This is a genomic window from Rhodococcus sp. NCIMB 12038, assembly GCF_002165735.1.
GTDB lineage: Bacteria > Actinomycetota > Actinomycetes > Mycobacteriales > Mycobacteriaceae > Rhodococcus_F.
This window is the reverse complement of record NZ_NHML01000012.1, coordinates 109583-135729: the sequence shown is the minus strand read 5'-3', so window position 1 is coordinate 135729 and position 26147 is coordinate 109583. Positions and strand designations below refer to the sequence as shown.

The following is a 26147-nucleotide window of genomic DNA, read 5'->3' as shown; positions in this document are numbered from 1 at the left end:
GGAGATCATCATGCCCAAGCCCAAGAAGGGTGCCCGCTTCGGCGGGTCGGCTTCGCACCAGAAGGCGATCTTCGCCAATCTGGCTACCGCGCTCTTCGAGCACGGCCGCATCACCACCACGGAGTCCAAGGCCAAGGCCCTGCGCCCGTACGCCGAGAAGCTCGTCACGCACGCCAAGGCCGGAACCCTGGCTCACCGTCGCGAGGTTCTGAAGGTCATCCGCAACAAGGATGTCGTGCACACCTTGTTCGCGGAGATCGGCCCGTTCTACGCCGATCGTGACGGCGGCTACACCCGCATCATCAAGACGGTCCCCCGTAAGGGTGACAACGCGCCGATGGCGATCATCGAGCTCGTCAAGGAGAAGACCGTCACCTCCGAGGCCGACCGCGCTCGTCGCGTGAAGGCATCGAAGGATGCGCCGGCTGCTGCTCCCGCCGAGGAGAACGTCGTCGAGGCCGTCGAGGCCGAGGCAACCGACGCCGAGGTCGAGAATGCTGACGCCGTCGTCGAGGCCATCGAGGACGAGTCCGCCACCGCGGCCGACGCTCCCGAGGCCGAAGAGGCCAAGAAGGACTAGTCCACTTGGTTTCGGCACACGCTGAATCGAACGAGCCCGTCGTCCCCCCGAGGGACGGCGGGCCCGTTTCGTATGAGACCCGTCGCTTGCGACTCGACATCGCGTACGACGGAACGGACTTCTCCGGGTGGGCCCGCCAGAACGGCCTGCGCACCGTGTGCGGGGAGATCGAGGAGAAGCTCGGCGCCGTCCTGCGCACGCCGTTGCAGCTCACGGTCGCGGGGCGGACCGACGCCGGCGTCCATGCCTCGGGTCAGGTCGCACACGTCGACGTTCCGCTCGACGCGATCCCGGAGGACCCGTCTCGGCTGGTCCGCAGACTCGCGCGGTTTCTGCCGAAGGATGTGCGGATCAAGCAGATCTCCTTCGCGCCCGGACACTTCGACGCACGGTTCTCCGCGATGCGGCGGCACTACGAGTACCGCCTGACATCGGCGGTCTACGGTGCCGACCCGCTCCGAGCCCGGGACACCGTGTCGTATCCGAAGGTCCTCGACCTCGAACTCATGCGCTCGGCGTCCGCGACGCTGCTGGGGTTGCACGACTTCGCGGCGTTCTGCAAACGCCGGGAGGGCGCCACCACGGTCCGCGATCTGCAGCGTTTCGACTGGAAACGCGACGGCGACGTGTTCACCGCCTTCGTCAGCGCCGACGCGTTCTGCTGGTCGATGGTGCGCAGTCTCGTCGGTGCGGTCCTCGCCGTGGGGGAGGGCAGGCGCGATCTGGACTGGATCGAGGGTCTCCTCCGCGAGAAGTCGCGGTCGAGTTCGATTCTGGTGGCCCCCGCGCACGGACTGTCCCTGGTGCGGGTCGACTACCCCGAAGACGCGGATCTGGCGGCACGCAACCAGATCACCCGGGACGTTCGGACCGTGCCCGACGGCTGCTGCGGCGACTGAAGCCCGATCGTCGACCTCCAGGATTGCCCCGGAAAGAAGGAGCGAGTTCATGACCGCAGTCGAGCCCGTCCGGATCGAGATCATCATCGGGTCCGTCAGGGTCGGCCGGATCGCTCCCGTCGTCGCCGGCTGGTTCGCCGAACGTGCGCGCGCCTACCCGGGGCTGGACGTGGGGGTCGTCGACCTCGCCGACACGCCGTTGCCGCAGGATCTCGGCGAATCCCCGGTGACCGACGAATTCCGTGAGCGGGTGGGCCGAGCCGACGGATTCGTGGCCGTCACCTCCGAGTACAACCACGGCTACCCTGCGGCGCTGAAGACCGCGTTCGACAGTCTCAAACACGAATGGCGTTCGAAGCCCATCGGTTTCGTGTCGTACGGCGGGCTGGCCGGCGGACTCCGGGCAACCGAACAGCTACGTCAGGTGGTGGCGGAACTCCACATGGTGTCGGTCCGGCAGAGCGTGAGCTTCCACCGGGTGCGCAAGAGATTCGACGAGCAGGGGCAGACCACCGACGGCGCCGCCATCGACTCGGCGGACCGCATGCTGGCCCAGCTGGTGTGGTGGGCCGACGCGGTCCGGGTTCAGCGCGAGACCACGCCGTACCCCGGCTAATACTGGTAGGCGGGCGAGTACTCCTCCGCCGCGCGCGGGCGGCCGATGAACGCCGTCTCGGACGAGATGGTGACCAGCATCAGTTCGATGCTCGTCCCTCCCGTCGACAGGAGAATCCGGTCGCCGAGCGCATTCGGCTGGACGATGGACAGGTCCGGTTCGGCGCCGGGCCACTGACTGGGGTCCCCGTACAGGTAGATCGCCGTGACCCCGGCGCGGGGCGGCAGCGCGTTGACGCCGTCGAACACCACCGTGTTGAACCTGTTGTCGGACTGCGGGTTGTGGCCCGCGATGCGCAACCGGTCGGGTGTGGCGATGGAGTCGATCAACGACGACCACGCGTCGGGCCGATCGGTGTGGATGAGTACCCGGGCACCCGTTGCGACGGCACGGAACACGAGTTGCTGGGCGAGGTACAGTTCGCCCGCCACGTAGACCATGCCGACGCCGGGACCTGCGATGCGGGCGGTGATTCCGTGGCCGTAGTCGTCGGAGCCGATGAGCTGGCCGCACCCCGCCGGGGGCAACTGCAGGCCGCGCAGATCCTCGACGGACATGTCGGTCAACGGCATCAGGTCGTCGAGGTCCGACATTGCGACGGGGAGATTGGACAGCAGCCCGTCCTTGTGTCTGCCCTGCATCGAGACGAGCCCGGGAATCGCGAGCGGCTCGGGCATCGTCCGGGTCGTTATCCGGCAGGCGGCACCGATCTTCACCTGGCCGTCGTGCCCGCTGGGGCGGAGACGGATCGTCACGGTGGTGCCGAGGCTCGACGGGACCCACAGCTTTGCGAGCAGATCTCGCGTCAGGTACCGCGGATCGACGCCGTAGCCGGTGTTGCACACCCCGGGCAGCGGCGTCTGCTTCCATGTCTGCGTGAAGGTCTTCGGGTCGACGCCGCGGCTGATCTGCAGCGTGGCGGAGTCGATCTCCGGGGCGGTGAGAATCCGCGCGCGGCAGCCGGAATCGGCGAGTGCGCGCACTACCCGGCCGGCGGCGATCGTGATCGCTCGGGAGGCGCCTTCCTCGCCGCCGCCTCGCCGCGCGACAGCGGCGACGCTCTCGGTGGCGTCGAATCGCAGAGCGAGCCACACCATCCGGGTCGCCGTCGCCGGGAGCGGGCCGACCAGCCTGTCGTACACATCGGTTGCGGGCGTGCCCGCCGCGGCGCGATAGCCGTGGCTGACGATGTCGATTCCGGTGAGCGAGATGTCGTGCTGCACGAGGCATGCGGCGAGCGCGTCGGTAGGGAGTTCGTGTGTCGTCTGGAAGCCCTCGCGGGTGATCTGGGTGAGACTGCCCGCGGGAGGAAGGACCTCGACGACGGCGACCACGTTCCCCCCGTCCCAGCGGAGCCCGACGGACTGACCGGTCGGCGCCTGGAAGCCGACGGTGCGGGACTCCGCCCGGCCGGGTTCGGTGCAGTACCGCCAATACGTCCGCGCCCAGTCCAGGTTCGACCAGCCGCCCACCCGGACGAGCGCGGCGACGACGAGGACGACGGCAACTGCGACGGCGCCCCACCAGACCAGCCCGCACAGCGAGGCCACGACCCCGCCGGTCACCCCCAGAAGTTGCGCGACGATCACCTCGGTCGCCGAAAACCGAAGAGACGACGGCCGACGTGTGACACGTGAGCGGTCCATGGTTCCTCCCCCGAATACCTGAACCCAGCAGACCCGTACCCGTCCGCCGTGAAGATTGTCGATGGAACTGTACTGTGTCACCCCGAGCGCTGTGCAGCACGGGGGAGGAACAATGGCTGTAACACCCACCACCCGGTGGCAGGTCAACGGGTATCGCTTTCTGGTCAGAAGGATGGAGCACGCCCTGGTGCGCCGCGACGTCCGAATGTTGCACGACCCCATGCGGTCGCAGTCGCGCGCACTCGCGGTGGGGGTCGTGATCGCGTCGCTCGGCCTCGCCGGGTGCGCCGCGCTGGCGCTGTTCCGTCCGCAGGACAGGATCGGCGACGCGTCGATCGTCGTCGGCAAGGATTCGGGCGCGATGTTCGTCGTCATGGGCGAAACGCTCCGTCCCGTTTTGAATCTCGCGTCCGCCCGGCTCATCGTCGGAAAGTCCGAGAATCCGGTGATCGTCAAGGAATCCGAAATCGACACCCGTCCACGCGGTGCCCTCGTCGGAATTCCCGGTGCGCCGTCGGCGCTGCCGACCGGAGATCCCGCGGCGAAGACCCCGTGGACCGTGTGCGATTCGATCGCAGCCGACGGAAATCATTCCGTCACAACATCGGTCATCGTCGGCAACACGAAGAGCTCCGACGGCGGCGGGACCCTCACGGGAGATCAGGCACTGCTCGCGTCGACTTCCGACGCGTCGTACCTGATCTACGGCGGCAAGCGGGCCCGGGTCGACCTGGACGACCCTGCGGTCACCCGTGCGCTGGGCCTCGAAGGCGCCCGGCCGCGACCGGTGAGCAAGGGTCTTGTCAACGCCGTCCCCGAAGTGCCGCCACTCACGGCTCCCGTCATCCCGGGGGCCGGGAGCAGCCCCCGGTATCCGTTGCAGGACAAGGTCGTGGGATCGGTGTTCACGGCGCTCATCGGCTCCGAGACCACCCATTACGTGGTTCTTCGCGACGGAATCCAGAAGATCAGCTCGGCCGTCGCGAACCTGATCTTCCTGTCGGACTCGCACGGCGACACGGAGATGTCGAGCGTCCCGCCGGACGCCACCAAGCGGATCCCCTCCGTGGAACAGATTTCGGTGGACAGTTTCCCCGAGTCGGCGCCCACGATCGTCGATGCCTCCGACAGTCCCGTGAGCTGCCTGACCTGGAAGCCTCTCCGTGCGCCGGACGAGACCGGCTCGAGTGGGCCGGCGGCCGAACTGTCGTTGGTCGCGGGCCGCGCCCTCCCGATCCCCGGCGACGCCCGCGCGGTCGAACTGGCCCAGGCGGACGACGCGGGCGACAACGCCGACACGGTCTACGTACAACCGGGAACCAGCGGTTTCGTGCAGTCCACCGGCATCGAGCCCACGAGCACACGACGCGACAGCTGGTTCTTCGTCGCGGACACGGGAGTTCGGTTCGGCATCCCGGACAAGGACGAAGACAAGGACGCGGACAAGGACAAGGACTCTGCAAAGGCTTTGGGGCTCGACGGCGCCCAGCCTCTCGCGCCCTGGCAGATACTCGGCCTCCTGGCGCAGGGCCCCTCGCTCGGAAAGTCGGCGGCGCTGGTCGCACACGACGGTGTCGCACCGGACCTCGACCCTGCCGCTGTCGCGTCAGGATCCAAGTAGGACTTCGCGGGAGAGGATGCGGGCGCGCGCAGGCGGCCGGCATCCTCCCCCGTGGAGCGGATCGCGTCAGTGCCGGTCGGTCGCCGAGCGGAACCGGCGGCGGAGCGGAAACGATGCCAGGACGCCGAGCACGAGCAGTGCACCCAGCGTTCCGGTGGCCGTCACCGCGACGTTGCGGGGCCGATGGTCCGGGGGAGCAGCGGCCGGAAGCGCCTCGATCGCGACGGAATTCGACCGATCGACGGTGGCATCGTCTAGCGGTACGTCGGCGGTGACTGCTGCCAGCGGATCGATGATCCCGTGCCCGACCGACGGATTCCACCCCTCTGCCGGGGCATGCGCCGTGGCCTCGATGCGGGCCATCACCTGTTGTGCGGACAGTTGCGGGAACCGCGAACGGACCAGGGCGACGGTCGCCGAGACGTACGGGGCGGCGAAACTCGTTCCCTGCACGGGCTCGGCGTTGCCCTCGGGGCCGTACGTCGTGTTCGTCAGGTCGCCGGTGGTCGGGTGCAGCGAAGTGAGACCGGTTCCGGGAGCTGCGACGTCGACCCACGGACCGGCGAGGCTGAAGTCGCTCGCCGACCCGTTCGCGTCGACGGAGCCGACGGTGAGCACGTAGTCGTCGTACCACGCGGGACTGGCAATCGTGCCCACGGAGTCCGACAGGTCGGCGCCGGGCCGGAGGGGGTCGACCGGTGGATTCTGAATCTTGCAGTCCCCGGAACCGAAGTTGCCTGCCGCCGCGACCACCACGGCGTTGTGCACCGTGACGGCGTACTTCACGGCAGCGCCCACGTACCGGTCGCCGCTGCCGATCCCCTCGGCAGCGGTCTTGCACGCGACCTCGGAGATGTTGATGACCGTCGCACCCTGGTCGGCCGCACGCCGGATCGCCGTCGCCATCGTCACGACGTTTCCGTATCCGCCGACCGAGTTGCCCGCGTTGTCGACCTCGTCGGCCTGGCCGACGGGGGTGTACGCAGCACTCGTCTGCCGGATCGACAGGATCCGCGAATCCGGTGCGCCGCCGGAGAAACCGGAGCCGGGCGCCTGCGAGGCTCCGATCAACCCGGCGACGAGCGTGCCGTGCGCGTCGCAGTCGACCGTTCCGGTCTGCGTCCCCACGAGGTCGCCGCCGTCCATGAGTCCGGGGAGTCGGGGGTGCGGCGAGACGCCGGTGTCGATCACCGCGACGAGCTGACCGGCGCCCCTGGTGATCGGCCAGACCGACTGGAAGTCGAGATCGCGCTGGGCCGCCGGGACGTCGGGGCCGTCCGGCACGCGCACGGCATCTTTACAATTGCGGCGTAGCTCGGCCTTCTGGCGGTCCGCCGGTGGAACAAGTCCGACGTCCACGGGAGCGGGCACCGCGGCCGAGGCGCCGCCCTGACCCACGGCGGCGGTGACCGCCACGATCGCGGTGGCCAGGACGACGCGGGTGAGCGGGCGCCTCACAGTCCACGCATCAGCGAGTAGAGATCGGTCACCCAGCACACCAGCGGGACGATCGACGCGATCACCGCCAGATCGATGAGCTCGGCCACCCGCCGCATCACGGGCGAGAACGTCTGGCGGGGGGCGAGGATACCCAGCACCAGCCCACCGACGGCGAACAGGATCGCGACCGCGAACGACGCGATCGCGAAGTCAGGCAGGGCGACCGCCGCGGCGGTGAGCAGCAGAACCAGGATCGTCACCCCGCCCGCGATCAGCGGAACGGCCTGCTCGGCGCTGCTGTACGTGCGTCCCCGGAACATCAGGACGGTCGCGGTGGCGACGGCGAGAGAGAGCCCGGGCCAGAAGATTCCGCCGTGCACGCCGGGGTGCGCCGCGACGAGTGCGCCGGTCACGGCGAGTGCCGTCATCGCGCCGACCAGGCCCGTGAGGTACTTGCGGGCACGTGCCGCTCGCTGTGCGAGGGAGTCGAACGAGGGCATCGTGACCTCGTCGTCCGGGTCGTCCTCCGACGGATCGACCGATGTACCCGGCGCCGGGACCGGGGGCAGCGGAAGCTTCGCCAGCAGTATCGACACCCTGGCCGAGAAGGCCAGTCCGATCAGCGCCGCCGCCACGACGCCCGCGCCGACCGCGGCACTCGGGTTGCCGAACAGCGCGGCGACGAGCGCGGCGATCGATCCGAACAGGGATGTCACCGACAGCGCCGTGAACAGTCGCAGTCCGACACCGCCCAGCCGCAACGCCAGAACGGCGGTGGTGCCGGCCAGCGCGAGCCCGAGGAGCAGGTGTGCAGCGCCGAGATCGCCGGGCACGAACAGCATCCCCGCGGCGAACGAGAGGGGAACGGCGCACCCGCTGAGGACCACGGAACTGGGCGCGTCGCCGTAGACACGGCCGGTGACCGCGCCCGCGATCAGGAACAGCAGAGCCGTCGCGATGGCACAACCCGCCCCCAGAAATCCTTCTGTCCCCGCTCCGGACCACAACAGCGCGAACGAACCGACGACGGTGCCGAGCACGGCCGCGACGGAACCCACGACCCGCGCGGAACCACGGGTCCACTCGCGGTCACCCTCGGCGTCGGCGATCGCGACGTTGTACATGATGTCGTCGAACAGCGGCGGCGGTGCGCTGGCGTGCACACTCTGGAGCACGAGGAGGTCGCCGTCGCGGATTCCGTGCTCGTGCAACGTCAACGTGGTCGAGAGCGGCGAGTGCCCGATCTTCGCGAGAACCCACTCGCTCGGTTCGTACTGCTCGAGCGAGTCGTCGAAATCGTTGGCACTACGATGGGTGCGGATGGTGTCGACGATCCCCGGGACGAGGATGGCGAGCGGCACACCGAACGGAACGGCCATGTCGACCTGCGAATGCGTCGACAAGACTGTGATACGGCACAGATCGGCCGCGGCACCGGGACGGGTGGACGAGGCGGATCCCCGCGATTCGTCATGGGTGATGGACACTGCGATTTCCCCCAACTCTTCCGACGCACAACCCCATCTGCGCCGTTTCGACACCGATCGACGACCGGTCACGGATCGTCGTCCGATTTGATCACGGGTGACCTTACGACACTGCAGGCGGCGCCTCCAGTGTCCACCAGGGCCGACCTCCTAATGCCCGACTATATGCCCGATCGCCCTCCATGGGTTAGTGTCTGACTTCGCGGATCGAGCCCAGGGGGGCGGACCCGGATTTTCGGGATCGGATCGGCTGCACGGTTTTTTCGGGGCGGTTGTAGTCATGGGGGGCGAGTAGTGAGCACTATTCGGTTCGTGCGCAAAGCGCGACGGGAAGTACCACGCATTCCGGGCGGCGAAGTGAGCCTGCAGGCTCCGCCCGAGATTCCACGTCTGGTTCCCGGAAACCTTTTGACCAAGCTACTTCCCGTGGTCATGGTCGTCGCCATGGTCGGGATGATGGCCCTGATGTTCTCGTCGGGCATGGCCCGCAATCCGATGTCGATGCTCTTTCCCGTCATGATGATGGTGTCGATGCTCGGCATGTTGGCCGGCGGTGGCCGTGGCGGCCCGAAAGCGGCGGAGGCCAACGAAGACCGCAAGGACTACCTGCGCTACCTCGATCAACTGCGACGCGACGTCAACGAAACCGGCGAGCAGCAGCGAAAAGCGCTCGATTGGAGTCACCCCGAACCCGGTCTGCTCTGGACCCTCGCAGGCACGGCGCGCATGTGGGAGCGCCGCATCACCGACCCCGACGACTGCCACGTGCGCGTCGGCCGGGGTAGCCAGCGCCTCGCGACCCGCCTGATCGCGCCGGAGACCGGGCCGGTGGAGGATCTGGAACCGGTTGCAGCGGTGTCGCTTCGTCGCTTCGTCCGTGCCCACTCCGTCGTTCAGGATCTGCCCACCGCGGTGTCGCTGCGCGGATTCGCGGCCATCTCCGTGGAAGGGGACCGCGGTACGGCACGGTCCCTCGTGCGGTCGATGCTCATGCAGTTGTGCGCATTCCACGGCCCGGACAATCTCCTGGTCGCCGTCGTGTGCGGCCCCGACACGGAGCACGAGTGGGACTGGGCGAAGTGGCTGCCACACGCGCAGCACCCGGACTCGTCCGACGGTGTCGGTTCGTCCCGCATGATCTACGGCTCGATCCTCGAACTCGAATCCGCGCTCGGCCCGCAGCTGGCGATGCGAAACCGGTTCTCGCGCAATGCGCCCGCCGCGCCCGGTGTTCCGCAGTTCGTCATCGTCGTCGACGGCGGGATCCTCGAGGGCGAATCGGGGATGATCACCGACGGCGGCGTCGACTCGGTCTCCGTTCTCGACATCAGCGGCTTCTGCCCGCGACTGACGGCCACGCGTGGCCTCCAGCTCGTCGCGCAAGACGGATCCCTCGGCGCCCGCAGCGGAGCCGGAGTCGAGATGTTCGCGACAGCGGACCTCGTCAGCGCTCACCAGGCGGAAACACTGGCCCGCCGACTCGCGCCGTACCGGACGGCGTCGCAGACGGCGGTGGACGCCGGCGACGACGATCAGCCGGTGCAGACGTGGAGCCAGATGCTGGGGATCGGCGACGTCGGCCGTCTCAACCCGGATCACGCGTGGCTGCCCCGCCAGGGCCGCGACCGGCTGCGGGTCCCGATCGGTGTGGGAGTCGACGGTCACCCGGTCGAGATCGACCTCAAGGAGTCGGCCGAGAACGGAATGGGGCCGCACGGCCTGTGCATCGGAGCCACCGGTTCCGGTAAGTCGGAGTTCCTGCGAACGTTGGTGCTCGGGCTGATCTCGACGCATTCACCCGACGCGCTCAACCTCGTCCTCGTCGACTTCAAGGGCGGCGCCACGTTCCTCGGTCTCGAGGACGCGCCGCACGTCGCCGCGGTGATCACCAACCTCGCCGAGGAACTCGCGATGGTCGACCGGATGCGGGACGCCCTCGCCGGTGAGATGAACCGACGCCAGGAACTCCTGCGCTCCTCCGGGAACTTCGCGAACGTCACCGAATACGAGAAGGCCCGCCAGGCCGGTGCCGACCTCGACCCGCTGCCCGCACTGTTCATCGTCGTCGACGAATTCTCCGAACTGCTCAGTCAGCAGCCCGAGTTCGCGGACCTCTTCGTCGCCATCGGCAGGCTCGGCCGCTCGCTGCACATTCACCTGCTTCTGGCGAGTCAGAGGCTCGAAGAGGGCAAACTGCGAGGCCTCGACAGCCACCTGTCGTACCGGATCGGCCTCAAGACGTTCTCGGCCAACGAATCGCGCACCGTGCTCGGTGTGCCGGATGCCTATCACCTGCCCGCGACCCCGGGCGCCGGATACCTCAAATGCGATTCCGCGGAGATCGTCCGCTTCCAGGCCTCGTACGTGTCCGGCACCTACGAGGGCAGTCGGGTCGACAACGTGCGGCGGCCGGGTGAGGCGGCGGTCGAGCTGCGGCCGAAGATTTTCACGGCCGCACCCGTCGCCGTCGACGTCGTCGAGAACCTCGACGAACCACAGTCACTCCACCTGACCGAGGAGGCTGCGGAAACCCGCACCACCATCGACGTCGTGGTCGAACGGATCAAGGACCGCGGACCGCGCGCCCACGAGGTGTGGCTGCGGCCCCTCGACGCCGCGCCGACCCTCGACCAGATGCTGCCGAGGTCCGTGCTCACCGAACCGGTTCCCGCACTGAGCTCGCTGCGTGCACCGATCGGGATCATCGACAGGCCCTACGACCAGCGGCGCGACCCGCTCGTCGTGGACCTGTCCGGCTCCACCGGCAACATGGCCGTGGTGGGTGGACCGCAGTCGGGCAAGTCCACTGCCATCCGCACACTCATCACGTCGCTGGCCGCCACCCATTCCGCGGAGCAGGTGCAGTTCTACTGCCTCGACTTCGGTGGCGGCACGCTCGCCGGACTGTCGGGACTGCCGCACGTCGGCTCGGTCGCCAACCGCCTCGACGTGGACCGGGTGCGGCGCACCATCGCCGAGATGAACACCATCGTGCGTCAACGCGAGGAGCGTTTCCGCGACCTCGGAGTCGAGTCGATGGCGGAGTTCCGCCGTCTGCGTGCCTCCGACCCCGGTAGCGGCGGCCCGGCCGCGGGGGTCGCGCAGGACCCGTTCGGCGATGTGTTCCTGGTGATCGACGGGTTCGGCAGCATCCGTCAGGATTTCGAGGCTCTCGAACAGCAGGTCACCAACCTTGCGTCCCAGGGCTTGTCGTACGGCGTGCACGTCGTCCTCACCGCTTCACGATGGGGCGAGGTCCGGCCCGCACTCAAGGATCAGCTCGGCACGCGCATCGAGCTGCGGCTCGGTGACCCCTCGGATTCCGACCTCGGTCGCAAGACCGCGGCACTCGTTCCGGAAGGCAGGCCCGGACGCGGCATGACCCGCGACAGCCTGCACCTGCTGGTCGGGTTGCCGAGGTTCGACGGGAACTCGGATCCGACCGACCTGGCAACCGGGGTGGCGCACGCGGTGTCGGCCGTCGCCGCTGCGACGCACGGCCGGCCCGCTCCGGCAGTGCGCATGCTGCCGGCACAGATCGCCCGCGAAGACCTCCTTCACGCCGCCGGCGGGTGGCCCTCCTACCTCGATCCCGCGCAGGCATGTCTGCAGATTCCGATCGGCCTCGACGAGGCCGAATTGGCTCCGACGTTCCTGAACTTCGCCGAACAGCCGCACTTCCTGGTGTTCGGCGACACCGAATGCGGTAAGACGACGCTCCTGCGGAACATCTGCCAGGGCATCATGGCGTCGAACACGAGCAAACAGGCGAAGATCATTCTCGGCGACTACCGGCGCACGATGCTCGGTGTCGTCGAAACGGAGCACCTCGCCTCGTACGCACCGTCCGAGGACGTGCTGGGGACGAACATGAGGGACCTCGCGTTCCTACTGAAGGAGCGCATGCCGGGCCCCGGTTTCAGCCGTCAGCAGCAGCGCGACCGGTCCTGGTGGTCGGGGCCCGAAATCTTCGTCGTCCTCGACGACTACGACCTCGTCGTGACCTCGAGCGGCAACCCCGTCTCCGCGATCGTCGAATTCCTGCCGCACGCCCGTGACATCGGATTCCACCTGATCATCGCGCGCCGCTCCGGCGGTGCGGCACGGGCGATGTACGAACCGGTCATCGCACGCCTGCGCGATCTGCAATCCACGGGCCTCGTGATGAGCGGCAACCGGGAGGAAGGCAATCTCATCGGCACCGTTCGTCCGAGCGCGATGCCTCCAGGACGCGGAACGCTGGTCAACCGTGCGGGTACCGGCCTGATCCAGCTCGCGTGGATGCCCCCGCTGTGATGTCGTCGGTCGCGATTCATCTCACTGAATCCGGCATGTGGTCCTGCGTGCGGGGCGTGACGCGGGCGGTCCACGAGACGACGCCGCTCTGCTTCGTCGACGACGAGTACGTCGATGTCGACGGTGGTGTTCTCGCGGTGTCCGACGCACTGACCGCGGTGTTCCGGTCTGTGATCGGTGGTGCGGGGGAGGCGTCGCCGGTCGCGACGGCGGTACTGTCGCACCCGACGGAGTGGGGTTCCGCGCGTCGGGACGTGCTCGCCGCCGCGGGTTCGCGAATTGCCGCCGACGCGGTGCTGGTTCCGGTCGCTGTCGCGGCGGCCGAGAGTGTCGCTTCTTCCGGTGGTCGATGGCTGGTGCTCGAAAGCCGAACCATGGGAGCCACGGCCAGTTACGTGGTCGGCGAGGTCGGCGGATACCGGGTCGTCGCATGCGAGCACGACCCGACGCTCTGCGCCGACGAGGGGATCGACGAATGGGCTGCGGCGATCGTGGAACTCGGCGCGCGGGCATGCGGTGATCGCCCTGTCGACGGACTGATCCTGACGGGAGTCGGAGATTCGCAGGAGCGCGCATCGATGCGGGACGCCGTGACGGCGGTGGCGTCCCCGAACACCGAAGTCCGGATCGTCACCGGCGAAGAGATTGCCCGGGCCCTCGCCGCCGGCGTGGTCGACGTCGATGAAGCGCCGCCGACGATGGCTGTACCGCAGGCGAACTGGCTCGAGCCGGCACTGCAGGGATCGGATCGCGGCTATCGGCGGAACGTGCGGCCCACATTCCTCGCGGTGGCTGCGGTGCTGGCGGTGGTCTTCGGAGCAGTCCTCGTCTTCACACTTCGGGAGCCCGATGCGGGCACCGAAACGGTCCGCGCACTCGACGCGAGCGCGGCCCCCGCGGCTCCGACCCCGACGCTCACCCGGTCCGCGGTGCCGACCACCACCACGGCCGACGCGGACCTCGAAGTGGGAGGCATTCGCGTGACGCTGCCGAGCGGATGGAAGGAGCGGGCGCCCGGCGCGTCGACCTCCTCCGTGCCCCGGCTGGAGTTGGTGCCGGCGGGTGGAGCCGACCGGCGAATCATCATCACGCAGAACGCGGTTCGAGAAGGTTCCGGATACGACGAGGTGGCGGCGACGCTCGCGTCGAAGATTGCGCAGCGCGGCCGGCCCGAACTGTTCGGCGAACTCGAGCGCGACGTCGTGTTCGGAGGCCGACCCGGCATCGCGTACAGCGAGTTCCCCGACGAAAGCTCCGCCGTGCGATGGCACGTACTCGTCGAACGCGACCTCCAGGTGAGCGTCGGCTGCCAGTTCCTGGCCGAGGAATGGGAATCGATCGCGAGCGTGTGCGAAGACGTCGTGCGGTCGCTGATGATCGTCCAGTGACCCCGTTGTCTTCGCCGAAAAATCTTCCACTGAGGTGGAACCGATTGGGCGGATGACGCGTCCAATCTTGTGTAGGGGTGAATTCGGGCAGTCCAGTGGGGGCCGCCGCACCGAGAGCAGAAGGAGTCACACATGGCGGGAGTTGTTACCGATGTCGGCCAGATGGAGGTCGCGGCCAATCACGTGCAGACGGTGAACAGCCAGCTGCAGGGCACGATCAACAGCCTCAAGGGCCGTTGCGAGGAGTCGTCGTCGGCGTGGCAGGGTGGCGCGCAGACGGCGTTCATGAACCTGATGGCACGGTACGGAGATGCTTCGCGCCGTATGCAGGAGTCGCTGGACGAGATTGCGGTGAAGATCCGCGAGAACGGCAAGGGTTACGACGCCGCCGAGCAGGCCAACCAGGATGCGATCCATTCGGCGGGAGCCTCGGGATCGCTCGACATCTAGCGCCGGCACCGAGAACAGTTACGAAGCTCGAGGGGAGCACCGAATGTTGAAGTACGGATTTGCCGAGTTGCAGGCGCTGGCGGCCGACATCAAGTCGAACGAAGCGAAGCTGCGCGAGACTCACGACGAGCTCAAGGGCTACGTGAACGGCCTCGTGTCGCAGTGGGAGAGCGGTGCGCGGGACAACTACCAGGCTGTGCAGGCCAAGTGGGACAGCTCTCACGAGGATCTGCTCCAGGTCCTGCAGACGATCTCGAAGGTCGTCCAGGACGGCGCCATCGACATGCAGACTGCGGAAGACCGGAACGCCACGGCGTGGCTCTGATCTTCGCGTGACACACCCGAGTGCCCCAGCAATTCACGGTTGCTGGGGCACTGTCGTCTCGGCGGTTGGTGGGGAAATCAGTCGGCGGGCGGAAGCAGGCGGCTGAGGACGACACTGCTCTTGGTCTGGAGGACGGCCGGCTCCGACCGCAGGTTCTCCAGCGTTCGTTCGAGGTGCGCGGTGTCGGTGGTGCGGACGCGGAGCAGGGCGTTGGCGTCGCCGGTGACGGTGTACGCCTCCTGGACTTCGGTGTGGCGGGACACGATCCGCGCGATCTCGACGGCCGACGTGCGACCGCTGCAGTACAACTCGACGAACACCTCGACGCCCTGGCCGAGGGCGCGGGGATCGAGCACCGCATGGAATCCGGTGATCACTCCGGACTCGACCAGTCGATCGACCCGACGCTTCACCGCGGGTGCGGACAGCCCGACCTCGGCGCCGATCGTGGCAAAGCTGGACCGTGCATTGCGCTCCAGACGCGCAACGATCCGCCGATCGAGCCCGTCCAGACGCAACGAATCATCCATGTGATGGAACGCTAGCGCATTGATCAGGCCTTTTGGTGGGTGGATACTGATGTCACCGACACCGATCGAGGGGGAGTGGAGATGGCGCCCACTGCTGGTATCGAGTCCGAGAACCCGTACGAGGATCCGGCGGTAGCGCCGGGCGACGCCGTCCGCGCCGTCCGCCGGGCGCACCCGCGGACGTACCTGATGTGCCCGCCCACGTATTTCGACGTCGTCTACGCCATCAACGACTGGATGCGCCCCGGCGAACCCGTGGACCGGGACCGTGCGATGTCGCAGTGGTGTGCACTGGCGGACACCTACCGGCGACTCGGCCACGCGGTGCTGACGATCGATCCCGTCGAGGGGCTCCCGGACATGGTGTTCGTCACCGACAGCGGACTCGTCGTCGACGGCGTCGCTCTCGGCGCCCGGTACCGGACCGCCGAGCGTCGCGCCGAGGCTGAACACGTGTTCCGGTGGTTTCGGGACAACGGGCTGATCAGGCCCACCCTGCCGCGGTACGTCAACGAGGGGGAGGGCGACTTCCTCGTCGTCGGCGACGTGATCCTGGCCGGAACGGGGTTCCGGTCCGACCCACGGTCGCACGCCGAGGCGTCGGCGCACCTCGGTCGTCCGGTGATCACCCTGAACCTGGTGAATCCCCGCTACTACCACCTCAACACGGCGCTGGGCGTGCTCGACGACAGCACCATCGCGTACCTGCCCGCCGCGTTTTCGCCCGACAGTCGCGCAGTTCTCGAGCGGATGTTCCCCGATGCGGTGATCGCGGCGGAGACGGACACCGACTGGCTCGGACTCAACCTGGTCAGCGACGGCGCCAATGTGGTGTTGCCCGTGCAGGCTTCACACCTCGCCGAACAGTTGTCGGACCGCGGGTACGAGCCCGTTCCGGTCGACTATTCGGAGTTCCTCAAATCCGGTGGCGGAATCAAGTGCAGCACTTTGGAGCTCCGCGGGTTCCGCGGGATCCGGGACGAAAGTCAGGGGTGACCAGCAATGTCGGACGGTGCCGTTTCCGTGTCGGATGCCACGCGTGAGCAGCTGAGCAGGGCCGAGGAGCACAGCGCCCACAACTACTCGCCGCTTCCTGTGGTGATCGAATCGGGTGCAGGCGCGTGGGTGAAGGGAATCGACGGCGTCGACTACCTGGACGTTCTCGCCGGATACTCGGCGCTCAACTTCGGCCACGCACACCCCGCGCTCGTGCGGGTGGCGCGCGAACAACTCGGCCGGCTCACCCTGACCAGCCGCGCCTTCCAGCACGACCGTTTCGCGTCCTTCTGCGAGGACCTGAGCCGGCTGTGCCGCAAGGAAGCGGTGCTGCCCATGAACACGGGCGCCGAGGCCGTCGAAACCGCGCTGAAACTGGCCCGCAAGTGGGGGTATGACGTCAAGGGTGTGCCGCCGGGGCGCGCCGAGGTGATCACGTGCGCCGGGAACTTCCACGGCCGCACCATCTCGATCGTCGGGTTCTCGTCCGATCCGGACGCGTACACGGGGTTCGGTCCGTACCCGGCAGGGTTCGCGTCCGTCGAATACGGGAACGCGGACGCGCTCGAGGCCGCGATCACCGAGAACACGGTGGCTGTGCTCCTCGAGCCGATCCAGGGCGAGGCCGGAGTCCTGGTGCCGCCCTCGGGCTACCTCGCGGCGGTTCGGGACATCTGCACCCGGCGCGGAATCCTGATGATCGCCGACGAGATCCAGAGCGGGCTCGGGCGGACGGGCGAGACGTTCGCGTGCGACCACGAGAACGTGACCCCCGACGTGTATGTGCTGGGCAAGGCTCTCGGCGGCGGCCTGATGCCGGTCTCCGCCGTCGTCGCCGACTGGCCGGTGATGGCGGCGATCGGCCCCGGGCAGCACGGCAGCACGTTCGGGGGCAACCCGCTCGCCTGCGCGGTGGGCAGTGCGGTGGTGGATCTGCTCGAGACGGGCGAATATCAGCAGCGGAGCCGTGAACTGGGCGCCTACCTGCACGAGATGCTGTCGCAGTTGCCGCCCGAGCACGTGTCGGAGGTGCGGGGGCGCGGCCTGTGGGCCGGCGTCCAACTCGCCGACGGTATGCCGGCCGCCCGCACGATTTGTGAAAGACTCCTGGCGCGCCGGGTCCTCGCGAAGGACGCGCACGAGGGCACGATCCGCATCGCCCCGCCGCTGGTGATCGAACGCGACGAGCTGACGTGGGCGGTCGAACAGCTCGCCGATGCGCTCGCCGAGTGAGTTTTGACCCTGGGGCGCCCTGACCGGTATTGTTCTCCGTTGGCGTGCCGTGCGCCGCTGCGTCTCCGTGTCGCAGTGGCTGGCGGTTCTCGGGTCTCAACTGGCCGCCGGGAATCGCTCGACGATACGCAATGGCCAGCAGCGGATTGAACAAGACGAGGAAGTTCTGTGTCTACGTACACCCCGAAGGCCGGAGATGTGACCCGCACGTGGCACGTCATCGACGCCACTGACGTGGTGCTCGGCCGCCTTGCCGTCCAGGCAGCCAACTTGCTGCGCGGCAAGCACAAGCCCACCTTTGCACCGCACGTTGACGGCGGCGACTTCGTCGTCATCATCAACGCCGAGAAGGTCGCGATCAGCGGCAACAAGCGCGAGGGCAAGTTCCTCTACCACCACTCCGGACACCCCGGTGGTCTGAAGTCCCGCTCCGTCGGTGAGGTTCTCGACAAGAACCCCGACCGCCTCGTGGAGAAGGCCATCGTCGGCATGCTCCCCAAGAACAAGCTGGGTCGCGCCATCAGCAGCAAGCTGAAGGTCTACGCGGGCCCGAACCACCCCCACGCCGCGCAGCAGCCGGTGCCATTCGAGATCAAGCAGGTGGCCCAGTGACGGCGCCGGAGGAGCAGAACGTGTCCAACCCCGAAGAGATCACCGAGGTTGTCGAGGTCGCGGCGGACGAGTACGTGTCCGTCGAAGAGCCCGAGGTCGCCGAGGACATCGAGGCCGCTGCTGCGCCGCAGGCCCCGATTGTAATCGATCGCCCTATCCAGACCGTCGGTCGTCGTAAGGAAGCGGTTGTCCGCGTCCGTCTGACCCCCGGTTCGGGCGACTTCAAGCTCAACGGCCGCACCATCGAGGACTACTTCCCGAACAAGGTGCACCAGCAGCTGATCAAGGCTCCGCTGGTCACGGTCGAGCGTGCCGAGTCCTTCGACATCGTGGCGCTGCTGCACGGTGGCGGACCGTCCGGACAGGCCGGCGCACTGCGTCTCGCCATCGCCCGCGCGCTCATCGAGGTCACCCCCGAGGACCGTCCGGCTCTGAAGAGTGCCGGCTTCCTCACGCGTGACGCCCGCGCCGTCGAGCGCAAGAAGTACGGCCTGAAGAAGGCCCGCAAGGCATCTCAGTACTCGAAGCGCTGATGTGTCGCCGAAGCCGCCCTCCGGGGTCGGCTTCGGCACCTGTTCTTCCCGAGAGCAGGCGTCCATCGTTACCGGACGCCTGCTCTCGTGCTTTATCCGAGATGTAATGGGTTTTCTAGGTGCGAGGGGTCTGGTCTATGGGTCGATTGTTCGGGACGGATGGGGTTCGTGGTCTCGCGAATACCGAGCTGACCGCCGAGTTGGCGTTGCAGGTGGCCTCCGCCGCCGCGACGGTGCTGGCGTCGCCGGGTTCGGGCGGACGCAAGACGGCCGTGGTCGGCCGTGACCCGAGAGCCAGCGGCGAAATGCTCGAGGCGGCGGTCGTCGCGGGCCTGACGTCTGCCGGTGTCGACGTCCTGAACGTCGGGGTGCTGCCGACACCCGCGGTGGCGTTCCTGACCGCGGAGTTGGACGCGGCTCTCGGTGTCATGATCTCCGCCTCGCACAATCCGATGCCCGACAACGGCATCAAGATCTTCGCGGCGGGCGGACACAAACTCGACGACGAGGTGGAAGACCGGATCGAATCCGTCGCCACCGGCACCGCGACGCGGCGGGCGCCGACCGGGGCCGGGATCGGACGTGTCCGCACGGTGCCGGACGCCGCGGACCGGTACCTGCAGCACCTGACCACCGCGCTCCCGAACCGCCTCGACGGACTGACCGTCGTGGTGGACTGTGCGCACGGCGCGGCGTCGGACGTCGCACCCGCCGCCTACCGGGCCGCCGGTGCCACCGTCGTCGCGATCAACGCCGAACCCGACGGGCTCAACATCAACGAGAACTGCGGGTCGACGCACCTCGAGGGCCTGCAGAAGGCCGTCGTCCAGCACGGCGCCGACCTGGGTCTCGCGCACGACGGGGACGCCGATCGATGCCTTGCCGTCGACGCGGGCGGTTCCCTCATCGACGGCGACGCCATCATGACCGTGCTCGCCCTCGCCATGCGCGATGCAGGCGAACTGGTGGACGACACCCTCGTCGCGACCGTCATGAGCAATCTCGGCCTGCACATCGCCATGCGCGAGGCAGGAATTTCGCTGGTCACGACGGCGGTCGGTGATCGCTACGTCCTCGAGGGACTGCGATCCGGCGGCTTCAGCCTGGGCGGCGAACAGTCCGGGCACGTCGTGTTCCCCGCCTTCGGCACTACCGGCGACGGAGTGCTGACCGGACTGCGGCTGATGGGCCGGATGGCGGAAACCGGGCAGCCGATCGCGGAACTGGCGTCGGCGATGACGACGCTCCCGCAGGTCCTGATCAACGTGAAGGTCGCCGACAAACGTGCCGTCGCCGCCTCCCCGGTCGTGCTCGACGCGGTGCTGGCCGCGGAGCGCAGCCTCGGCGAGAACGGCCGGGTGCTCCTGCGGCCGTCCGGCACCGAGCAACTCGTGCGGGTGATGGTCGAGGCTTCCGATCTCGAAGTGGCCCGTAAGCTCGCCGACGAACTGGCGGGCACCGTCGCCTCCGTGTGAACGGACACAGCGCACCGATCGGCCGGGGGAACCGATCGGTGCGCTGTCGCGTCTAATGCAGTAGGTCGCGAAGAGAGGGTGGGGCAATGGGCGAGGGACTCGAGGTGGACGTCGCGGTGGTGACGGACGCGGGCACCAGGCTGCTGCGGTCGGCGGAGGTCCTGCGACATCAGGCCGTCGAGACAGGCCGGCTGGAATTCGCCGGGGCGCAGGCGGGCCGCGACTACACCGCGAAAGGTGACGCGGTGCGCGATGCCCTCGGTGTCGTCGGGGTCGCGCTCGAGCAGTGGGCCGCGGACGCGGAATCGTTCGGTCACGCGTTCCGGGCCGCCGCGGCGCGCTACTCCGGAACGGATGCGGACGTGGCCGCCGACATCAACGGGGTGCAGTGGTGACCACCGATCCCAGAACGCTGATCGAAGACCCGAACCTGAGCCGCGAATTCAAGGAGCAACTCCTCCAGGCGTGGGCCGCCTCCCGGGAGGAAGACAAGCCGTCGTGGCAGCCGTACTTCGACGAGTACGGACTCGGCACACGCGACCGGACGCCGTCCGCCGACCAGCGGTACACGACACTGCTCGAGCAGGGCAGCGACACCCAGGCCGCCAACGCATCCCGGCTCGCGCTGGGCGAGCACCTGCGCCCGGATTCGCTCAACGATCCCGAGGACATGCTCGATCTCGGCGCTCGCGGACTCGAATTCTTCGAGTTGTTCCTGCCCGCCGCAAGAAGACTGGGATACGAATCCCTCGAACTCACCGACTACTACGTGCGGTTCGACGCCGAGCGGGGGATGCGCCTGCACGCGCTCGCCCGCGACGTCGACACCCTCGGACGCAGCGTCGACGCGGCCCGCACGGAACTCGACGACAACGAGAAATGCGTCACCGCGGTGCGAACCGGGTGGAGCGGAATCGCCGCCGCCGCCGCGATCGACGCCGCCGACCGCCGGAACGTCGAGTCCGCCGCCACCGTCGATCGGCTCCGCGACCTCGCCGAGGTGCTGTTCGAAGCGAACCTCACCCTGAGCGCCGCCGTGACGAACAAGGCGTACAAGGTGGTGTCGTTGCACCAGCCGACGGTCGGGGGCTACAGCGCCGCGCAGATCGACGTCCTCGCGCAGATCTACGCCGAGGGCAAGGACGGCGACAATTCCGTCGCGAAGGATTGCATGGAAGACGCGTCCTACTGGTTCCCCGAACTCGCCGACGACGACTACCGGCACGTGAACGGCCTGTACAAGGATGGGGGCGCCGGTGCCCTCCGCCACCTCGACCGCGACGACGTGGTGCGGCGGGCCGCCGGAATCACCAAGGACTGGCTCGACGCGAACTTCCGGCGCGTGTACGAGGAGAAGCAGCAGGAGTTCACCGCCGCCTGCGCGGACTGCGCCGAAGCGGTGCACGCCGCCTACGACGCCGTCGTCACCGAGGCGCGGTCGATCGAGGTTCCGCCCGGATTCCGTCCCGAAGACACCCCCGAACCGGCGCCCGCACCGAGTGCACCCGAGGTGCAGAACGCCGGCACCGTTCCGACCGCCGCACCGGGACCTGCTCCCGCACCTGCCGCGCCGACCGGACCGGCCGCGGCGCCCGCGAACGACGGCCCCGCGTACCTCCCGCCTCGATCCGGTGGCGGCGACGCGACCACCAGTCCGGCGGCCGCCGCACCACCACTCGCCGCCGCACCGCCACTCGCCGCGGCTCCGATCGGGGCCGCACCGCCGGCGTCCGTGGCACCTCCGACTGCCACGGCGCCCATGACTACTGCCCCGGTCGTGCCCGCGATGCCCGGGATTCCCGGGTCGCTCGTGCCGGCGCCGGGCGCTGTCCCGGGCACGGGAAACCTTGCCGGACTGGGTGATCTTATGCGTCAAGGCCTTTCGGGCGGTCTGGAGGATCTCGGGTCGATCCTCCGCCCGTTGATCGAGGACACCCTCTCGGGCCTCACCGACCGGGCCGACGAGGACGGCACCCCCGACGACCTCCGTGACGAAGTCGACGATCCGCGTGCGGACGAAGGCGAGCCTGCTCACGGCAAGAGTCTCGAACTGGACCTCGACGGAAAATCGTGGACGATCGCCGTCGATGCGGACGGGCAGGGGATTCATCTCGAGATGAGCGACGGACAGGGCGGGACAGCCAGGTTCGGGGTCGAGATCGGACCGGACGGCCTGCCGCAGATCCTCGCCGAAACCGCTGCCGGCGACGGAGACCCCGGCGGTGCCGACTGCGCGCCCGCCGAGCCAGACCCGGAATCGCACGTCGACGCTGGAGCAGAGGACCCATCGGCAACGACCAGCGAAGACGGGCCGCCTGCCGGGGACGCCGTGCCGAACCGCGAGGACGCACCGGCGCCCGTACCTGCCGGGGACGCCGCGACCGTCCCGCCACCGCAGGTCGTGACCTTGCAGGAGGAACCTGCCCCCGCGGTGCCCCATGAACCGGCACCACCGCAGGAGCCGCCGTCTGTACCCGAACTCGCGACCGGACCGGTCGCCGGACTCGACAGCGGCGCCGAGCTGGCCGAGGCCGGTCCGCTGTGAGCCACCGCGCCGCCCAGTTGCGGGCACAACGGGCAGAGATGCGCGCCGACCTGGAACTGTTCCGGGAGCGGATCGACGAACGCAGAGCCCGGGACGAGGCGGCCGCAGCGAATCGCGGCGAGCCGGCGGCTGCAGTGTCGCCGGTGTTGCCGCCGCAGCAGAGAACAGTCGACGATGACGACGAGTTCTATCGTCCCCGCAGCTGGCTGGTGTGACCGACGGCCTCAGATGTGCGGGAGCGCGCCCTGGAAACCGGCTTTGGTGTGCTCCTCGTGCGGATCGACGAGGGTGGTGTGGGGAAGTTCGGCGTCCGCTTTCGCGAACACGTCGTACTTCTTGTCCTCGGTGAGGTGGTAGAGCAGGAAGCCGGTCAGCAGTGCGCGGGTGATCTGCTGCGTCTTGCGTTCCGAACCGCCGATGCCGAGCGCGCCCAGCAGGCGGCGACCCTCGGTGAGCCCGGACTCCGAGGCGCCGTTGACGGCGCGCAGGATGTGCTCCCCGCCCCACGCCTCGGCCAGCGCCTTGGCGTTGCTGTTCATGGTGTCGATGTCGGCACCGGCCACGACGAGTCCCGGCGCTGTGATCTTGGACGCATACCTCTCGGCCTTCGGCGCTGTCGGCGCCGGGAACAGGGCGGCGACCGCAGCCACGTCCTGCTGGGCGGCGGCGAGCACTGCCGCACCCGCACCCATGCCGTGGCCTGCGAAAGCGACGCGGTCGGGCCGCACGCTGATCTGTCCCGGACCGAGACGCACACCGACACAGATGTCGAGGGAGGCCCGCAGGTCGGTGGCGAGGCCCAGGTGAGAGGGCACGGGACCGCGTTCGCTGTTGGGGGCGGCCACGACGATTCCCCACGACGCCAGATGCTCGAGCGTCTTCCGGTAGTGGTCGGCACCCGCCATCCAGCTGTGCGCGAACGCGACAGCGGGCAGGTTGAAGCCTGATTCGGGCGTGTATACGACGCCCGGCTGTCCGGCGAGGGCGAGGTCACCGCGCAGCACGCGGTGCGGTCCCCGCTTGGACAGTTCACGGGCCAGGGTCTTCGGTTTCGGCGCCACGGGGAGAACGTTATCCGATTCGCGGGCCGGCGAGAGAGCCGATGCGGCCCACACTCCGACTTCGCGGCGTCGCCCGGTCCAAGTACCCTGATGAACCATGTGCGGAATCGTGGGATACGTCGGCCACCGGCAGGCTCTGACTGTTGTGGTGGAGGCCTTGCGGCGAATGGAATACCGCGGATACGACTCTGCCGGCATCGCCGTGCTCGACGGGCAGGGCGGGATGGCGGTCGAGCGGAAGGCGGGGCGTCTCGCGAATCTGGAGGCCGAACTCGACGAGGTCGGGGCCGAGCACTTCACCGGGAGCACGGGGATCGGGCACACCCGGTGGGCGACCCACGGCAGGCCCACCGACCGCAACGCGCACCCACACCGCGATGCGGGAAACACGGTCGCCGTCGTCCACAACGGCATCATCGAGAACTTCGCCCCGCTGCGGGCCGAACTCGAGCACGACGGAATCGACTTCGCCAGTGACACCGACACCGAGGTCGCGGTGCACCTCGTCGCGCGGGCCTACGCCTCGGGTGAGACGGCGGGCGACTTCGTCGCGAGCGCACTGAGCGTGCTGCGCCGGCTGGAGGGCGCGTTCACCCTCGTCTTCACGCACTCCGACCACCCGGACACCATCGTCGCGGCGCGTCGCTCGACGCCGCTGGTCATCGGTGTCGGCGAGGGCGAGACGTTCCTCGGGTCCGATGTCGCGGCGTTCATCGAGCACACCCGCGACGCGGTAGAGCTGGGGCAGGACCAGGTCGTGGTGATCACCGCGGACGGGTACTCGATTCTGAACTTCGACGGGTCCGAAGCGCAGGGCCGCCCGTTCCGCATCGACTGGGACCTCGCCGCCGCCGAGAAGGGCGGCCACGACTACTTCATGCTCAAGGAGATCGAGGAGCAGCCGGGCGCGGTCGCGGACACCCTGCTCGGTCACTTCGCGGACGGGAAGATCGTTCTCGACGAGCAGCGACTGTCGGATCAGGAGCTGCGCGACGTCGACAAGGTCTTCGTCGTCGCCTGCGGCAGCGCCTACCACTCGGGGCTGCTCGCGAAGTACGCCATCGAGCACTGGACCCGGTTGCCCGTCGAGGTGGAGCTGGCCAGCGAGTTCCGCTACCGCGACCCGGTCCTGGACCGGTCGACGCTGGTCGTCGCCATCTCGCAGTCCGGTGAGACGGCCGACACCCTCGAGGCGGTGCGCCACGCCAAGGATCAGAAGGCGCGGGTGCTCGCCGTCTGCAACACGAACGGTGCGCAGATTCCCCGCGAGGCCGACGCCGTCCTCTACACCCGGGCCGGTCCGGAGATCGGTGTCGCGTCGACCAAGGCGTTCCTCGCGCAGGTCACGGCGAACTACCTGGTCGGACTGGCACTCGCGCAGGCCCGCGGCACCAAGTATCCGGACGAGGTGGCACGCGAGTACGCCGATCTCGAGGCCATGCCCGCTCTGGTGAGCCGGGTTCTCGAGACGGTGGAACCGGTGCGGGCGCTGGCGCGGGAGCTGGCGTCGTCGTCGACGGTGCTGTTCCTGGGCCGCCACGTGGGCTACCCGGTGGCGCTCGAGGGTGCGCTCAAGCTCAAGGAGCTGGCGTACATGCATGCCGAGGGCTTCGCGGCCGGCGAACTCAAGCACGGGCCGATCGCGCTGATCGAGGACGGGTTGCCGGTGATCGTGGTGATGCCGTCGCCGAAGGGGCGTGCGGTGCTGCACTCGAAGTTGCTCAGCAACATCCGGGAGATCCAGGCCCGCGGTGCGCGGACCGTCGTGATCGCGGAGGAAGGCGACGAGGCGGTGCGGCCGTTCGCCGACCACCTGATCGAGATCCCGGCGGCGCCGACGCTGCTGCAGCCGCTGCTGTCGACGGTGCCGTTGCAGGTCTTCGCGGCGGAGGTCGCGCAGACACGGGGCTACGACGTCGACAAGCCGCGTAACCTCGCCAAGTCCGTCACCGTCGAATAGCAGTGACGTCGAGGGGCGCGGCCCGGCCGCGCCCCTACGGAGTGACGACGACGGTGCCTGTCATGTCCGGGTGCAGCGAACACGTGTACTCGTAGGTGCCCGGTTCGGTGAACGTGTACGTGAACGTGCCGGTCGGCATCAGCCGGCTCCGCAGCACGCCCTTCGCGGCCCCGACACCCACCACGTCGTGGGTGACTCCCCGGTCGTCGAAATTCCAGGTGACGGTGTCGCCGGCCCGGACGGTGATCGTCGACGGCGCATAGGCCATGTTCGCGACCTGCACGACGGGTCCGGTCGGTGCCTCGGGCGCCTCGTCGGCGGGCGAGGCGCACCCGGATACGACGGCCGTCATCGAAATGCTCGCGGCGAGAGCCACTCCGGCGATCCACGAGGTTCCACGTACACGCATGACGTCGAGCGTAGTCTGGCCCGGTACCGACCCTTCAACGCACAG

Annotated in this window: 23 protein-coding genes; 17 read left to right on the top strand and 6 right to left on the bottom strand. The window is 68.5% G+C overall.

Features of this window, described 5'->3' with window-relative positions; all coding sequences use genetic code 11:
- Nucleotides 1-10: 10 nt before the first annotated feature.
- Genes rplQ through CA951_RS19790 form a run of 3 tightly spaced genes read left to right on the top strand, consistent with a single transcriptional unit; the run spans nucleotide 11 to nucleotide 2095 of the window.
- Complete coding sequence (gene rplQ / locus CA951_RS19800) at nucleotides 11-580, top strand: 50S ribosomal protein L17 (protein ID WP_087558459.1); 570 nt, start codon at nucleotides 11-13, stop codon at nucleotides 578-580.
- Nucleotides 581-585: 5 nt separating this feature from the next.
- Nucleotides 586-1479, top strand: a complete 894-nt coding sequence (truA, locus tag CA951_RS19795; protein WP_179220249.1) for a tRNA pseudouridine(38-40) synthase TruA — start codon at nucleotides 586-588, stop codon at nucleotides 1477-1479.
- 49 nt (nucleotides 1480-1528) lie between these two features.
- Nucleotides 1529-2095 (top strand): NADPH-dependent FMN reductase, encoded by a 567-nt coding sequence (locus CA951_RS19790; protein WP_087558457.1) that lies wholly within the window; start codon nucleotides 1529-1531, stop codon nucleotides 2093-2095.
- Here the strand turns inward: CA951_RS19790 and eccE are convergent.
- On the bottom strand, nucleotides 2092-3741 hold the full coding sequence (gene eccE / locus CA951_RS19785) for a type VII secretion protein EccE (RefSeq protein WP_087558456.1): 1650 nt from the start codon (nucleotides 3739-3741) through the stop codon (nucleotides 2092-2094). The two genes, CA951_RS19790 and eccE, sit on opposite strands and share 4 nt — an antisense overlap.
- A 112-nt stretch (nucleotides 3742-3853) precedes the next feature.
- Between eccE and eccB the strand changes: the two genes are divergently transcribed.
- Entirely contained in the window at nucleotides 3854-5362 is a 1509-nt protein-coding gene (eccB, locus tag CA951_RS19780; RefSeq protein WP_087558455.1) for a type VII secretion protein EccB, read from the top strand.
- A 66-nt stretch (nucleotides 5363-5428) separates the two neighbouring features.
- Here the strand turns inward: eccB and mycP are convergent, their stop codons facing one another.
- Both mycP and eccD read right to left on the bottom strand, forming a co-directional pair.
- Nucleotides 5429-6820 carry a type VII secretion-associated serine protease mycosin gene (gene mycP, locus CA951_RS19775; RefSeq protein WP_087558454.1) on the bottom strand — a complete coding sequence of 464 codons (1392 nt, stop codon included), beginning with the start codon at nucleotides 6818-6820 and terminating at the stop codon, nucleotides 5429-5431.
- Entirely contained in the window at nucleotides 6817-8289 is a 1473-nt protein-coding gene (gene eccD / locus CA951_RS19770) for a type VII secretion integral membrane protein EccD (RefSeq protein WP_087558556.1), read from the bottom strand. Before eccD ends, mycP begins: the two co-directional genes overlap by 4 nt.
- Before the next feature lie 294 nt (nucleotides 8290-8583).
- On the opposite strand from eccD, the gene eccCa reads away from it, so the two are divergent.
- From eccCa to CA951_RS19750, 4 genes are all read left to right on the top strand, one after another.
- A complete protein-coding gene (gene eccCa, locus CA951_RS19765; RefSeq protein ID WP_087558453.1) occupies nucleotides 8584-12585 on the top strand; it encodes a type VII secretion protein EccCa in 4002 nt (1333 codons plus the stop codon).
- The gene (locus CA951_RS19760; RefSeq protein ID WP_256973998.1) at nucleotides 12567-13973 is read left to right on the top strand and encodes a type VII secretion-associated protein; all 1407 of its coding nucleotides are present in this window, start codon (nucleotides 12567-12569) and stop codon (nucleotides 13971-13973) included. Before eccCa ends, CA951_RS19760 begins: the two co-directional genes overlap by 19 nt.
- 132 nt (nucleotides 13974-14105) lie before the next feature.
- Nucleotides 14106-14423: a WXG100 family type VII secretion target gene (locus CA951_RS19755; RefSeq protein ID WP_015889935.1), complete on the top strand. Its 318-nt coding sequence runs from the start codon at nucleotides 14106-14108 to the stop codon at nucleotides 14421-14423.
- 43 nt (nucleotides 14424-14466) lie between these two features.
- Complete coding sequence (locus tag CA951_RS19750; protein ID WP_087558451.1) at nucleotides 14467-14748, top strand: WXG100 family type VII secretion target; 282 nt, start codon at nucleotides 14467-14469, stop codon at nucleotides 14746-14748.
- Nucleotides 14749-14825: 77 nt separating this feature from the next.
- Here CA951_RS19750 and CA951_RS19745 read toward each other — a convergent pair whose 3' ends face one another.
- Nucleotides 14826-15278, bottom strand: a complete 453-nt coding sequence (locus CA951_RS19745) for an Lrp/AsnC family transcriptional regulator (protein WP_087558450.1) — start codon at nucleotides 15276-15278, stop codon at nucleotides 14826-14828.
- Nucleotides 15279-15359: 81 nt separating this feature from the next.
- Here CA951_RS19745 and ddaH point away from each other — a divergent pair, with 81 nt between their 5' ends.
- The 8 genes from ddaH (at nucleotide 15360) to CA951_RS19705 (ending at nucleotide 22887) form a co-directional block, all read left to right on the top strand.
- Nucleotides 15360-16274 carry a dimethylargininase gene (gene ddaH / locus CA951_RS44365; protein WP_087558555.1) on the top strand — a complete coding sequence of 305 codons (915 nt, stop codon included), beginning with the start codon at nucleotides 15360-15362 and terminating at the stop codon, nucleotides 16272-16274.
- 6 nt (nucleotides 16275-16280) lie between these two features.
- Complete coding sequence (gene rocD, locus CA951_RS44360; protein ID WP_087558449.1) at nucleotides 16281-17507, top strand: ornithine--oxo-acid transaminase; 1227 nt, start codon at nucleotides 16281-16283, stop codon at nucleotides 17505-17507.
- A gap of 168 nt (nucleotides 17508-17675) precedes the next feature.
- Nucleotides 17676-18119: a 50S ribosomal protein L13 gene (gene rplM, locus CA951_RS19730; RefSeq protein ID WP_005239728.1), complete on the top strand. Its 444-nt coding sequence runs from the start codon at nucleotides 17676-17678 to the stop codon at nucleotides 18117-18119.
- Entirely contained in the window at nucleotides 18116-18652 is a 537-nt protein-coding gene (gene rpsI / locus CA951_RS19725) for a 30S ribosomal protein S9 (RefSeq protein ID WP_043825651.1), read from the top strand. The genes rplM and rpsI overlap by 4 nt, the downstream gene beginning before the upstream one ends.
- A 137-nt stretch (nucleotides 18653-18789) precedes the next feature.
- Nucleotides 18790-20127, top strand: a complete 1338-nt coding sequence (gene glmM, locus CA951_RS19720; RefSeq protein WP_087558448.1) for a phosphoglucosamine mutase — start codon at nucleotides 18790-18792, stop codon at nucleotides 20125-20127.
- An 86-nt stretch (nucleotides 20128-20213) separates the two neighbouring features.
- Entirely contained in the window at nucleotides 20214-20522 is a 309-nt protein-coding gene (locus tag CA951_RS19715; protein ID WP_087558447.1) for a type VII secretion target, read from the top strand.
- Nucleotides 20519-22672, top strand: coding sequence for a hypothetical protein (locus tag CA951_RS19710; protein ID WP_256973997.1), 2154 nt, complete (start codon nucleotides 20519-20521; stop codon nucleotides 22670-22672). Before CA951_RS19715 ends, CA951_RS19710 begins: the two co-directional genes overlap by 4 nt.
- A complete protein-coding gene (locus tag CA951_RS19705; RefSeq protein ID WP_087558445.1) occupies nucleotides 22669-22887 on the top strand; it encodes a hypothetical protein in 219 nt (72 codons plus the stop codon). The genes CA951_RS19710 and CA951_RS19705 overlap by 4 nt, the downstream gene beginning before the upstream one ends.
- A 9-nt stretch (nucleotides 22888-22896) precedes the next feature.
- Here the strand turns inward: CA951_RS19705 and CA951_RS19700 are convergent, their stop codons facing one another.
- Nucleotides 22897-23733, bottom strand: a complete 837-nt coding sequence (locus CA951_RS19700; protein ID WP_087558444.1) for a hypothetical protein — start codon at nucleotides 23731-23733, stop codon at nucleotides 22897-22899.
- A 97-nt stretch (nucleotides 23734-23830) separates the two neighbouring features.
- Between CA951_RS19700 and glmS the strand changes: the two genes are divergently transcribed.
- Nucleotides 23831-25693: a glutamine--fructose-6-phosphate transaminase (isomerizing) gene (gene glmS / locus CA951_RS19695; protein WP_087558443.1), complete on the top strand. Its 1863-nt coding sequence runs from the start codon at nucleotides 23831-23833 to the stop codon at nucleotides 25691-25693.
- Between the two features lie 34 nt (nucleotides 25694-25727).
- Here glmS and CA951_RS19690 read toward each other — a convergent pair whose 3' ends face one another.
- A complete protein-coding gene (locus tag CA951_RS19690; protein WP_087558442.1) occupies nucleotides 25728-26102 on the bottom strand; it encodes a cupredoxin domain-containing protein in 375 nt (124 codons plus the stop codon).
- Between the last annotated feature and the right edge of the window lie 45 nt (nucleotides 26103-26147).

Bases quoted from the DNA above. Each gene is read 5' to 3' on its own strand.
- rplQ (WP_087558459.1), top strand. From the start codon at position 11: ATGCCCAAGCCCAAGAAGGGTGCCCGCTTCGGCGGGTCGGCTTCGCAC.
- CA951_RS19790 (WP_087558457.1), top strand. From the start codon at position 1,529: ATGACCGCAGTCGAGCCCGTCCGGATCGAGATCATCATCGGGTCCGTC.
- eccE (WP_087558456.1), bottom strand. From the start codon at position 3,741: ATGGACCGCTCACGTGTCACACGTCGGCCGTCGTCTCTTCGGTTTTCG.
- eccB (WP_087558455.1), top strand. From the start codon at position 3,854: ATGGCTGTAACACCCACCACCCGGTGGCAGGTCAACGGGTATCGCTTT.
- CA951_RS19755 (WP_015889935.1), top strand. From the start codon at position 14,106: ATGGCGGGAGTTGTTACCGATGTCGGCCAGATGGAGGTCGCGGCCAAT.
- CA951_RS19750 (WP_087558451.1), top strand. From the start codon at position 14,467: ATGTTGAAGTACGGATTTGCCGAGTTGCAGGCGCTGGCGGCCGACATC.
- CA951_RS19745 (WP_087558450.1), bottom strand. From the start codon at position 15,278: ATGGATGATTCGTTGCGTCTGGACGGGCTCGATCGGCGGATCGTTGCG.
- ddaH (WP_087558555.1), top strand. From the start codon at position 15,360: ATGGCGCCCACTGCTGGTATCGAGTCCGAGAACCCGTACGAGGATCCG.
- rocD (WP_087558449.1), top strand. From the start codon at position 16,281: ATGTCGGACGGTGCCGTTTCCGTGTCGGATGCCACGCGTGAGCAGCTG.
- glmM (WP_087558448.1), top strand. From the start codon at position 18,790: ATGGGTCGATTGTTCGGGACGGATGGGGTTCGTGGTCTCGCGAATACC.
- CA951_RS19715 (WP_087558447.1), top strand. From the start codon at position 20,214: ATGGGCGAGGGACTCGAGGTGGACGTCGCGGTGGTGACGGACGCGGGC.
- glmS (WP_087558443.1), top strand. From the start codon at position 23,831: ATGTGCGGAATCGTGGGATACGTCGGCCACCGGCAGGCTCTGACTGTT.
- CA951_RS19690 (WP_087558442.1), bottom strand. From the start codon at position 26,102: ATGCGTGTACGTGGAACCTCGTGGATCGCCGGAGTGGCTCTCGCCGCG.